Here is a 10,716-nt window from a genome sequence, read left to right on the forward strand (position 1 = left end):
CAGCACGTCGATGAAGGAGCGGTCCCAGCGTCCTTCCTTCATCGCGGCGATGGTCAGCTCCTCCTTCTCGCGCTGGGCGGCGGCCCGGGCGATCAGCTCCTCGGCCTCGTCGGGCGAGAAGGCGAGCAGGCCGTCCTGGTCGCCGACGACGATGTCGCCGGGGCGGACCGTCATGCCGCCGAGCGTGACCGGCACGTTGATCGCGCCCGGCCCGTCCTTGTACGGGCCGCGGTGGGTGTGGCCGGCGGCGTAGACCGGAAAGGTCCGCTCGCCGATCTCGGCGACGTCGCGGATCGCGCCGTTCAGCACCATGCCGGCCATGCCGATCGAGGCGGCATGGAAGGTCAGGATCCCGCCGACGAGCGCGTTGGCGCAGTCGCCGTCGGCATCGACCACCATCACGTCGCCGGGGCGGCAGAGCTCGAAGGCGCGCAGGATCGCGAGGTTGTCGCCAGCACGCGTACGCACGGTCACCGCCGTGCCGGCGAGCGGCGCCGGCTTGTGGTAGGGGCGCAGGCTGGCGAAGCCGCGGCTGCGGTGGAGCTGGTCGCTGATGAGGGCGACGCGCAGGCCGCGCAGCCGCTCCAGCAGCCCCGGGGCGACGGAGGGGGCGCTCGGATGCTTCTCGATGGTCATGGGCGCCTCCTCAGCGCCGGTTCGGCGACGACCGCGACCCCGGCATGCCGGGGAGGTAGAGCACCACGCCGCCATCGTCGTCCAGCCCCTTGCCGCCCGGGACCCACCAGCGCGCACGGTGGCCCCTCGGGGGCATCGTGGAGCCGGCAGGACGGCGAACGACGCCCGCGCCAGCCTCGCGTCAGCCGCGCAGGGCGTCCATGATCGCCACCAGCTCGGCGCTGATGCCGGGTTCTGAAAGGGCGTGGCCGGCATTCGTCACCATGCGCAGCGTCGAGCCGGGCCAGGCCTGGTGCAGCGCGTGCGCGGTGTGCGGCGGGCAGATCATGTCGTAGCGGCCCTGCACGATGTGGCCGGGGATGCGGCCGATGCGGGCCATGTTGCGCAGGATGTGGCCGTCGCCGTCGAGAAAGCCGCCGTTGATGAAATAATGGTTCTCCAGCCGGGCGAAGGCGAGCGAGTAGGCGCTCGACGGCTGGCCGCGCGCCTCGCCGGGATCGAGCACGGCGAGCGCGCTCTCCCAGCCGGCCCAGGCGCGGGCGAAGCGGATCTGCTCCGCCTGGTCCGCCCCGAAGAGCCGCCGGTGGTAGGCCCCGATCAGGTCGTGCCGCTCCGCCTCCGGGATCATCTGGGCGAAGCTCGTCCACGGCTCGGGCCAGAAGCCGCCGGCCCCGCCGCCGTAGAACCAGTCGAGCTCGGCCTTCGTCATGGTGAAGACCCCGCGCAGCACCAGCGCGCGCACCCGCTCGGGGTGGGTCTGGGCGTAGACCAGCGCGAGGCAGGCGCCCCAGGAGCCGCCGAAGACCACCCAGCGGTCGACCTTCAGCTCCTCGCGGATGCGCTCGATGTCGGCGACGAGATCCCAGGTGGTGTTGTTCTCGACGCAGGCATTGGGGCTCGAGCGGCCGCAGCCGCGCTGGTCGAAGAGGATCGCCCGGTAGTGGCCCGGATCGAAGAAGCGGCGCATCCCGGGCGAGCAGCCGCCGCCCGGGCCGCCGTGCAGCACCACGACTGGCGCGCCGTCCGGCCGGCCGCACTGTTCGACGTAGACCCGGTGCCCCCCGGGCATCTCCATCACCTGCTGGCGGAACGGCTCGAGCGGGGGGTAAAGTCCGCTTCGGGCGCCGGCGCCGCTGTGGCTCGGGTTTTCCTTCATGGAGGCACGATGTATCCCGACAAGCTCAGGAACCATCGCAGGTTGGCCGGATGAGTGCAACGCAGAACGCCGGGAGCGGGGGCACCGTCGACCCCGCCGAGGTGGCCAAGTTCGAGGCGATGGCCGCCGAATGGTGGGACCCGGACGGCAAGTTCCGCCCGCTCCACATGATGAACCCCTGCCGGCTCGGCTATGTCGTCGAGCAGATCGCCGCCGAGTTCGCCCGCGACCCCAAGGTAGCGCAGCCCTTCGCCGGCCTCCGGCTCCTCGACGTCGGCTGCGGCGGCGGGCTCCTCGCCGAGCCGATGGCGCGACTCGGCGCCGAGGTGGTGGGGGTGGACGCGGCGGCGCGCAACATCCCGGTCGCCGAGGTGCATGCCGCGCAGTCGGAGCTCGCGATCGACTATCGCCACGGCACGGCCGAGGCGCTGGCGGCGGGCGGCGAGCGGTTCGACGTGGTGCTCGCCATGGAGGTGATCGAGCATGTCGCCGACCCGCCGGCCTTCCTCGCTGCCTGCCGCGAGCTGCTGGTGCCGGGCGGGCTCCTCGTCTGCTCGACGATCAACCGCAACCCGAAGAGCTGGCTGATGGCGATCGTCGGCGCCGAGCACGTGCTGCGCTGGCTGCCGAAAGGCACGCACGACTGGCGCAAGTTCGTCACCCCGGACGAGCTGCTGGCGCTCTTCCGCGGCGCCGGCCTCGAGCCGGTCGACCGCAAGGGCTTCGTCTTCGACCCGCTCGACTGGAGCTGGCGGATCTCCGACCGCGACCTCTCGGTCAACTATGTCGCCGCGGCGGTGCGGCCGGGCGACAGCGGTTAACCGGGTTAAGGAGTCCTTAAGCAAGCCTCTGGAGAGGCGGCGGTCCTGCCGCTAGTCTCGCGCCCCATGACAGGGGGAAGGCGCATTCTCGCCATGCTGGTCGCGGGGCTCGTTGGTCTCGCGCCCGCGGCGCAGGCCGAGCCGGCCGGAGAGATCGAGCTCGCCGCGCTTGCGCCGCCGCCGCGGCCCGGGCCGGACGCCGGCCACTGCACCGCCGACGGCGTCTGCATCCGCGCGGCGAGCTACGTCGCCGACGTCTGCCATGTCATAGAGGCCGCCGCGCAGCGTAACCGCCTCGACCCGGGCTTCTTCGCCCGGCTGATCTGGAAGGAGAGCCTCTTCGACGCCGCCGCCGTCAGCCCGGCCGGTGCCCAGGGCATCGCCCAGTTCATGCCGGACACGGCCAAGCTCCGCGGGCTCGCCGATCCGTTCAACCCGGCCGAGGCGCTCGCCGCCTCGGCGCTCTATCTCGCCGATCTCGCGCGCGACTTCGGCAACATCGGGCTCGCCGCCGTCGCCTACAACGGCGGCGAGGCGCGGGCGGCCGCCTTCGTCGAGGCGAAGGCCGTGCTGCCCTCCGAGACGCGCGCCTACGTCCAGGCGATCACCGGCTATTCCGCCGACGCCTGGCGCGACGCCCCGCCGGAGAAGGTCGACCTCGCGCTGCCGGGCGAGGCGGGCTTCCAGGCCGCCTGCGTCGCCCAGGCCGGCAAGCGCCGGCTGCGCGAGTTCCCCGCCGGCCCGCCGCTCAAGCCCTGGGCGGTCATCGTCGCCTCGAACCGCGACCGCGAGGCGGCCGAGCGGCAGGTCGGCCGGCTGCAGAACCGCCATGCCGAGGTGCTGCGCGGCGAGCCGGTCAGCTACACCCGCGCCCGCCGTCCCGGCATGCCGGCGCGGCTCTACATGGCGCAGGTCGGCCGCGACAGCCGCGCCGATGCCGACGCCCTCTGCGCGCGGCTGAAGCGCAGCGGCGGCGACTGCATGGTGCTGCGGAACTGACCGCCCCGGCGCCCGCCTCGGTGAACGTCGGGTTAACGCCGCCGGCAAGCCACTGAACGGGAACAGTTTTCCCCGCGTCTTGCACGCACGACGCCCAGTCAGGTCATGCGCCGGATAAGCCCGGTCCGCCACCAGATCTGGTGGACGAGGACGGCGCCGACGTGGAGCAGCACGAGCCACATCAGCAGCATCCGCCCGAGGTCGTGCAGCCCGCCGAGAGGCCCCGACGGCAGGAACCAGGCGAGAAGTCCCGACACCGGCAGCGCGACGAGCAGGCCGTAGAAGGCCCAGTGGACCGCCACCGCTGCCCGCTGCGCCAGCGGCGGCTCGTCGGCCGGCGGCGGCGGGGCGCCGCGGGTCAGCCGCAGGCCGATGCGCCAGAGCATCAGCACGAGGATGGCGATGCCGGTGACGACATGGGCGCGGACCCCGCCGGTCACGGTGAACTCTCCGCTCCGCATCCCCATGCCGAACGCCCGCCCGATCTCGTCGAAGGCGAGATACTGCAGGCCGACGAGGAGGGCGATCGCCCAGTGCAGGGCCTTCTGGGCGCGGGAATAGCTGGCGGCGGACATGGACGGGCTCCTTTCCGGGCATGGCAGGCCGGGGGAGGGGAGGATCCGGCCGCATGCTCCCTGAACGCAGCCGGCGCGTCGTTCCGTCGCGGCCTCCGCCGGCCGCTCACGACTCGGAGCCTTGCGCGCCGGGCCGCCGCAGAGTAGGCAATTCCCGAGCGGTTCGGTCAACTACCGACCGGGGAGGGGTCGGCCGGAAATGCTGCCTGCATTTCTCATCATGCTCCGCGAGGGCCTCGAGGCCGCGCTGATCGTCGGGATCATCGCCGGCTACCTCGCGCGCACCGGCAGGCAGGCCTGGCTCCCCACCGTCTGGATCGGCGTCCTCCTCGCCGTCGCCCTCTCGCTCTTCGTCGGCGCGGCGGTGCTCGCCGTCGGCTCGCAGTTCCCGCAGAAGCTCCAGGAGCTCTTCGAGGCGATCATCGGCGCGCTCGCCGTCATCATCCTCATCTCGATGGTCTTCTGGATGCGCAAGGCGGCGCGCTCGATCAAGAAGACCGTCGAGCACGACATCGACGTCGCGCTCGCCGACGCACACGGGCCGACCTGGGCCCTCATCGGCATGAGCTTCTTCGCCGTCGCCCGCGAGGGGCTCGAGTCGGTCTTCTTCCTCCTCGCCATCTTCCAGCAGAGCCCGGGGCCGGCGGCGCCGATCGGTGCGCTGCTCGGCATCGCGGCGGCGGTCGTGCTCGGCTACGGCATCTACCGCGGCGGGGTCCGGCTCGACCTCCGGCGCTTCTTCCTCTGGACCGGGATCTTCATCATCTTCGTCGCCGCCGGGCTCGCCGCCAGCGTGCTGCGCAGCCTGCACGAGGCCGGCATCTGGAACCACCTGCAGCAGCCGGTCTGGGACCTCAGCCGCACGCTGCCGGTCAGCTCCATCCTCGGCACGGTGCTGAGCGCGCTCTTCGGCTACCACGAGACGCCGGTGCTCGGCGAGGTGCTGGTCTGGGCGATCGTCCTCGGCGTCTCGCTCTTCTTCTTCCTCCGCCCGCAGCGCCCGGCGGCGGAGCCCGCCCGGCAGGAGGTCTGAACCCGTGGCGACACCCAAGCCGCTCTCGCGCCGCACCACCGCCCTCGCCCTCGCCGGCGCCGGCCTCCTCGCCGCCGCCGGCCTCGGCGCCTTCTGGTTCGCCGCCCGCACCAACCCCCCCGAGGTCGTCGAGGGCGAGATCGCGGTGACGGTGACCGACACCGTCTGCGAGCCGGCCGAGCTCACCGTGCCGGCCGGCAGGACCACCTTCCGCATCCACAACGCCTCCGACCGGCCGCTGGAATGGGAGATCCTCGACGGCGTCATGGTGGTGGCCGAGCGCGAGAACATCGCCCCCGGCCTCAACTCGACGCTCGCCGAGCGGCTGAAGCCCGGCGTCTACGACATCACCTGCGGCCTCCTCTCCAACCCGCGCGGCAAGCTCACCGTCCTCGCGACCGCCGAGTCCGAGGCGGCGAAGGCCGCCCCCGAGCTCCGCTACTTCATCGGCCCGCTCTCCGAGTACCGCGTCTACCTCAGCCGCCGCGCCTCCGAGCTCGTCGCCGCCACCGCCACCCTCTCCGAGAAGATCGCCGCCGGCGACCTCGAGGGGGCGCGCGCGGCCTGGGCGGCGGCCCGCCAGCCCTGGCGGCAGATGGCGCCGGTCTCCGCCCGGATCGGCGATCTCGCCAACAGCATGGACCCGCTCGCCGACTATCTCGCCGAGCGCGAGGAGGATCCGGCCTTCACCGGCTTCCACCGCATCGAGTACGGCCTCTGGGGGCAGAATTCGACCGAGGGCCTCGCGCCCGTCGCCGAGAAGCTCGCCGCCGACGCCGCGGCGCTCAAGGACCGGCTGAAGACCCTCGACGTCGCACCGGCCGACCTCGCCGGCAACGCCGCCGACCTCGCCTCCCGCGTCGCCGACCAGGCGACCGGCTCGCAGGCCCCCTACAGCCATCTCGACCTCGCCGAATTCTCCGCCGACCTCGACGGCATCTCGAAGTCGGCGCTCCTCGTCGACCCGCTGGTCAGGGAGGCCGACCCCGCCGCCTCCGAGGCGCTCGTCCAGGCCCTCGATGCCGCCCGCGCCACCCTCGACGGCTTCAAGGTCGAGGGCGCCATGCCCGCCTATGACCAGGTGGACGAGGCCGGCCGCCAGCGCCTGTCCGAAGCCTTCGCCGCCGTCGCCGCCGCCGCCGCCGCCTACAACCCCGCGATAGGGCTCGAATAGCCATGCCAGCTCTCCTCACCACCCGCCGCCGCCTGCTCGCCGGTGCCGCCGCCCTCGCCGCCACGCCGGCCTTCGCCGCCACCGGCCAGCACAACGTCACCGACGCCCCGGTCGCCGACACCACCAGCGCGGCCGATCTCGTCTCCCCCTACGGCCGCCACCAGGCCGGCATCACCACGCCCAGGCCGGCGAACGGGATGGTCGCCGCCTTCCACGTGCTCGCCTCCGACCCCTCGGCGCTCGAGCGGCTGTTCCGCCGGCTGACCGAGCGCATCGTCCTCCTCACCCACGGCGGGCCGCTCCCCGAGACCGACCCGAAGCTGCCGCCCCCCGACAGCGGCATCCTCGGCCCGGTGGTGCAGCCCGACGCGCTGACCGTCACCGTCGGGCTCGGCGCCTCGCTCTTCGAGGACAGGACCTGGCTTGCGCCCCACAGGCCGCGGGTGCTCTCGCGGATGACCCGCTTCCACAACGACGCGCTCGACGCCGACATCTGCCACGGCGACCTCGTCATCCAGTTCTGCGCCAACACCCAGGACACCGCGGTGCACGCGCTTCGGGACATCGTGAAGAACATCCCCGACCAGCTGGTGCTGAAATGGGCGCAGGCCGGCAACGTGCCGGTGATCCCCGCCCGGCCCGACGCCGCGCCCGAGAGCGCGCGCAACCTGCTCGGCTTCCGCGACGGCTCGGCCAATCCCGACAGCGAGGACGCCGCGCTGATGGAGCGCGTGGTCTGGATCGGCCCCGGCAACGCGGAGCCCGACTGGGCGGCCGACGGGACCTACATGGCGGTCAGGATCATCCGCAACCTGGTCGAGCGCTGGGACCGCACCCCCCTCGGCGAGCAGGAGCGGATCTTCGGCCGCACCAAGATGAGCGGCGCGCCGCTCGACCGGGCGGAGGGCACCGAGGCGATGGTGCCCGACTATGCCGCCGACCCGGAGGGCGAGGCGGTCCCGCTCGACTCCCACATCCGCCTCGCCAACCCGCGCACGCCGGGGAGCGAGGAGAGCCTGATGCTGCGCCGGCCGTTCAACTACGTGAACGGCGTGCTGAAGAACGGCCAGCTCGACCAGGGCCTGCTCTTCATCGCCTTCCAGTCCGACCTCGAGAAGGCCTTCGTCGCCGTGCAGCGGCGCCTCGATCGCGAGCCGCTCGAGGAATACATCAAGCCGGTGGGCGGGGGATATTTCTTCGTCCTCCCCGGCTTCGCGGCCGGCGAGGACTTCCTCGGCAGCTCGCTGATCGCAGCCCTTTCCCCGACGAGCCAGACTTCCAGCCAGTCGATCCCTGGCCGCCCGGTCACCGACTGAGAGCGCCAAAGCCCACAGAGGAGTTCCGCATGCGCTTTCTCACCCTCGCCGCCCTCGGCGCGCTCGCCTTCGGCGGGCAGGCCTATGCCCAGAGCGAGGCCACCCTCGATCTCGTCGGGCCGATCAGCGAGTACAAGCTCTTCGTCGCCGAGCAGGTCGACCAGCTGGTCGCCGACACCACCGCCTTCGTCGAGGCGGTCAAGGCCGGCGACGTCGAGCGGGCCAAGGCGCTCTTCGCCCCGACCCGGATCAACTACGAGGAGATCGAGCCGATCGCCGAGCTCTTCTCCGACCTCGACGTGGCGATCGACAGCCGCGCCGACGACTACGAGAAGGCCGAGCAGGACCCGGAGTTCCCCGGCTTCCACCGCATCGAATACGGCCTCTGGGAGAAGAACTCGACCGAGGGCCTCGACCCCGTCGCCGACAAGCTCCTCGCCGACGTGACGGACCTGCAGGGCCGCATCGAGGGCCTGACCTTCCCGCCCGAGGTCGTGGTCGGCGGCGCCGCCGTGCTGATGGAGGAGGTCGCCGCCACCAAGATCTCCGGCGAGGAGGACCGCTACAGCCACACCGACCTCTGGGACTTCCGCGGCAACTTCGACGGCTCGCGCAAGATCGTCGAGCTGGTGCGGCCGCTGGTGGACGACGAGGCGTTCCTCGCCACGGTCGACAAGAACTTCGCGACCGTCGACGAGATCCTGGAGAAGTACCGGGACGGCGCCGGCTACGTCACCTATGACAATCTGACCGAGGAGGACCGCGTGGTCCTGGCCGGCGCCGTCAACACGCTGGCCGAGGACCTTTCGACGCTCCGCGGCAAGCTCGGCCTCGACTGACCCGCCTCCCGGGCCTGCGCCGCAGCCCGGCGCACGCCCGATGCGGCCCCGGACCGTCTACCCGTCCGGGGCCGAGACCGCCGCCCGATACAGTTGCCGGGTGATCCGTTTGCCTATGGCTCTTGGCGCGAGCGTCACCGTTGCCCCCGGCCGTGCGCCCCGCACGGCCTGCGCCTGCCTTGTCTTATGGCTTTTCCGCGGCCCTGCGGTGAGAGTGGGGCCGCGCAAGAGAGGCCGAAGCGATCAACCGGATGTCGCCTGGACCCCCGGCATCTGCCCGGAGATCTCCAGGATCAGCTTCCGCCGCACCGCGGCTGCGAAGGCGTCGCGCCCGTTCGCGGTGACGACGAAGGCGCCCGGGCCGCCGATCAGCTGCTCGGTGAAGTCCGCCTCGAGGTTCCCGACGCCCGGACGGCCCGAGCAGTCGTCGCAGAGGATGGCGAGCCCGTTCACCACCACTCCCTGCCCGATCGCAATGTCGCGCGCCTGGGCGATGGTCGGCGGCCGCGGGTTCCAGATGCTGTCGCCCGAGAGGTCGATCACCTTGCGCCAGCCCTCGAAGCCGTTGCCCTCGATCAGCGCCAGCCCGCGCAGGATCGCCGCGCCGATCGCGTTGGTGCCGGTCGCCCGTCGCGGCGCCGCCATCAGCCGGGCGCCGAACTGCCGCGCGCTCGCCTCGTCCTCGACCAGCATCCAGTCGACCACCACGTCCTGCGACCGCGCGCCGGCCCATTCCACGAAGGCGACCGCGATCCGCCCCCGCGCGCCGCCGTTCTCGATCGCCCAGAGCACCTCGGGGTCGACCATCGCCTCGGCATAGCCCTGCCGCTGCAGCATGGTCTCGACCGGGTCGATCGAGCCGCTCGCATCGGCGAGCAGCAGGAGCTCGAGGTCCACCGGCTCGCGCGGCGCCTGCGCCGCCGCCGGCACCCCGGCCAGGATCGCCGCCACCATCAGCCGCTTCAGCACCGCGCGCCCTCCTCTCCCGCTCCCCGCGGAAGATAGCATCACGGCCCGCCCGTTCGATCCCCGGCGGGCCTCCCGCCGGAGGAGGAAGGAGTGGTGCGGGCAGCCAGGCTCGAACTGGCACTCCCGAAGGAAGCGGATTTTCGTACCACTTCGGCTTCCGCCGCCGCGCGTCACCCGCGCGTTCGTGGTCTGGACTATCCCTTGGCCCTGGCCATGCCGGCTTTAGGCCCCGCCCGTCTAGTCTCTACACCTTCCGCCCCGAAGGGCCGGCTTGGCTCGGGATTGCCACCGGCGCGACCCGTGAGGTTTCCCCGAATTTGAGCGGTTCTGCCCCCGCGGGTTTCCCCGCGGGCACCCGATGTCTGACCCAAGTCCGCTGCGTCTACCGATTTCGCCATGCCCGCACACCAGGAGACACCTAGCGCGGCCGTTCGCCGTCATAAAGGCTTTATCTCGCCATGCTTGAGGGAGAGCCGCCCCTGCACTACATTCGAGGGGCCCGGCGCCGGGCGGATCGGCGCATCAAGATGGAGGAGTCGGACCTGACTCACAGTGCCCCGGCGGCGCAGGCCGCCTCTCCCGCGGGCCCCCTGGCGGCCCTGGCGGGAGGAACCGACAGCGATGCGTTGCTGTCACTGATCCTGGCCTCGCTCGAGGACGACAAGGCCGAGGACATCGTCTCGATCCCGCTCGCCGGCAAGTCGGAGATGGCCGATCACATGGTGATCGCCAGCGGCCGCTCGTCGCGCCAGGTGGCGGCGATCGCCGACAAGCTCATGGACCGGCTGAAGCAGCAGGCGGGGATCATCGCCCGCACCGAGGGCCGCGACCTCGGCGACTGGGTGCTGATCGACGCGGGCGACGTCATCGTCCACGTCTTCCGCCCCGAGGTGCGCGACTTCTACCAGCTCGAGAAGATGTGGATGCCGCAGGCGGCGCGACCGGGCGCCCCGCAGCGGGTGGCCGACAGCGCCTGACCCGGGCGCCGGCCGATGCGGGTGACGATCGTCGCCGTCGGCCGGCTCAGGGCCGGCCCCGAGGCGGCGCTCGTCGCCGACTATCTCGCCCGCTTCGACCGCACCGGCCGCGCGCTCGGCCTCGGCCCGGCGCGGGTGGTGGAGGTCGAGGACCGCCGCGGCGGCGGCCCCGCCGCCGAGGCCGCCCTCATCGCCGCCGCCCTCCCGAAGGGCGTCCCCCT

Annotated in this window: 11 protein-coding genes and 1 pseudogene; 8 read left to right on the forward strand and 4 right to left on the reverse strand. The window is 72.3% G+C overall.

What is annotated here, in order from left to right; genetic code table 11:
• A partial coding sequence (locus Q0112_RS02505; protein WP_297970965.1) for an RraA family protein occupies positions 1 to 636 on the reverse strand: 636 nt, incomplete at its 3' end.
• Positions 637 to 817: 181 nt separating this feature from the next.
• Positions 818 to 1,792 (reverse strand): prolyl aminopeptidase, encoded by a 975-nt coding sequence (gene pip, locus Q0112_RS02510; RefSeq protein ID WP_297970967.1) that lies wholly within the window; start codon positions 1,790 to 1,792, stop codon positions 818 to 820.
• Between the two features lie 50 nt (positions 1,793 to 1,842).
• Between pip and ubiG the strand changes: the two genes are divergently transcribed.
• The gene (ubiG, locus tag Q0112_RS02515; RefSeq protein ID WP_297970969.1) at positions 1,843 to 2,613 is read left to right on the forward strand and encodes a bifunctional 2-polyprenyl-6-hydroxyphenol methylase/3-demethylubiquinol 3-O-methyltransferase UbiG; all 771 of its coding nucleotides are present in this window, start codon (positions 1,843 to 1,845) and stop codon (positions 2,611 to 2,613) included.
• 93 nt (positions 2,614 to 2,706) lie between these two features.
• Positions 2,707 to 3,612: a lytic transglycosylase domain-containing protein gene (locus Q0112_RS02520; RefSeq protein ID WP_297970970.1), complete on the forward strand. Its 906-nt coding sequence runs from the start codon at positions 2,707 to 2,709 to the stop codon at positions 3,610 to 3,612.
• A 98-nt stretch (positions 3,613 to 3,710) separates the two neighbouring features.
• Here Q0112_RS02520 and Q0112_RS02525 read toward each other — a convergent pair whose 3' ends face one another.
• The gene (locus tag Q0112_RS02525; protein WP_297970972.1) at positions 3,711 to 4,187 is read right to left on the reverse strand and encodes a cytochrome b/b6 domain-containing protein; all 477 of its coding nucleotides are present in this window, start codon (positions 4,185 to 4,187) and stop codon (positions 3,711 to 3,713) included.
• Positions 4,188 to 4,386: 199 nt separating this feature from the next.
• On the opposite strand from Q0112_RS02525, the gene efeU reads away from it, so the two are divergent.
• From efeU to efeO (Q0112_RS02545), 4 genes are read left to right on the forward strand one after another with little or no spacing between them, the layout of a single operon-like run.
• Positions 4,387 to 5,220, forward strand: coding sequence for an iron uptake transporter permease EfeU (efeU, locus tag Q0112_RS02530; RefSeq protein WP_297970974.1), 834 nt, complete (start codon positions 4,387 to 4,389; stop codon positions 5,218 to 5,220).
• A gap of 4 nt (positions 5,221 to 5,224) precedes the next feature.
• The gene (gene efeO / locus Q0112_RS02535) at positions 5,225 to 6,394 is read left to right on the forward strand and encodes an iron uptake system protein EfeO (RefSeq protein ID WP_297970975.1); all 1,170 of its coding nucleotides are present in this window, start codon (positions 5,225 to 5,227) and stop codon (positions 6,392 to 6,394) included.
• A 2-nt stretch (positions 6,395 to 6,396) separates the two neighbouring features.
• Entirely contained in the window at positions 6,397 to 7,710 is a 1,314-nt protein-coding gene (gene efeB / locus Q0112_RS02540) for an iron uptake transporter deferrochelatase/peroxidase subunit (protein ID WP_297970977.1), read from the forward strand.
• Between the two features lie 29 nt (positions 7,711 to 7,739).
• Positions 7,740 to 8,549 (forward strand): iron uptake system protein EfeO, encoded by an 810-nt coding sequence (efeO, locus tag Q0112_RS02545; RefSeq protein ID WP_297970980.1) that lies wholly within the window; start codon positions 7,740 to 7,742, stop codon positions 8,547 to 8,549.
• A 243-nt stretch (positions 8,550 to 8,792) separates the two neighbouring features.
• On the opposite strand, the gene Q0112_RS02550 is transcribed toward efeO (Q0112_RS02545), so the two are convergent.
• On the reverse strand, positions 8,793 to 9,518 hold the full coding sequence (locus Q0112_RS02550) for a DUF1194 domain-containing protein (protein WP_324565465.1): 726 nt from the start codon (positions 9,516 to 9,518) through the stop codon (positions 8,793 to 8,795).
• 527 nt (positions 9,519 to 10,045) lie between these two features.
• On the opposite strand from Q0112_RS02550, the gene rsfS reads away from it, so the two are divergent.
• Both rsfS and Q0112_RS02560 read left to right on the forward strand, forming a co-directional pair.
• The gene (gene rsfS, locus Q0112_RS02555; protein WP_297970982.1) at positions 10,046 to 10,495 is read left to right on the forward strand and encodes a ribosome silencing factor; all 450 of its coding nucleotides are present in this window, start codon (positions 10,046 to 10,048) and stop codon (positions 10,493 to 10,495) included.
• 15 nt (positions 10,496 to 10,510) lie between these two features.
• Positions 10,511 to 10,716: pseudogene (locus Q0112_RS02560) on the forward strand (23S rRNA (pseudouridine(1915)-N(3))-methyltransferase RlmH); the annotation flags it as partial.

Source organism: uncultured Amaricoccus sp., assembly GCF_937858865.1.
Taxonomy (GTDB): Bacteria; Pseudomonadota; Alphaproteobacteria; order Rhodobacterales; family Rhodobacteraceae; genus Amaricoccus.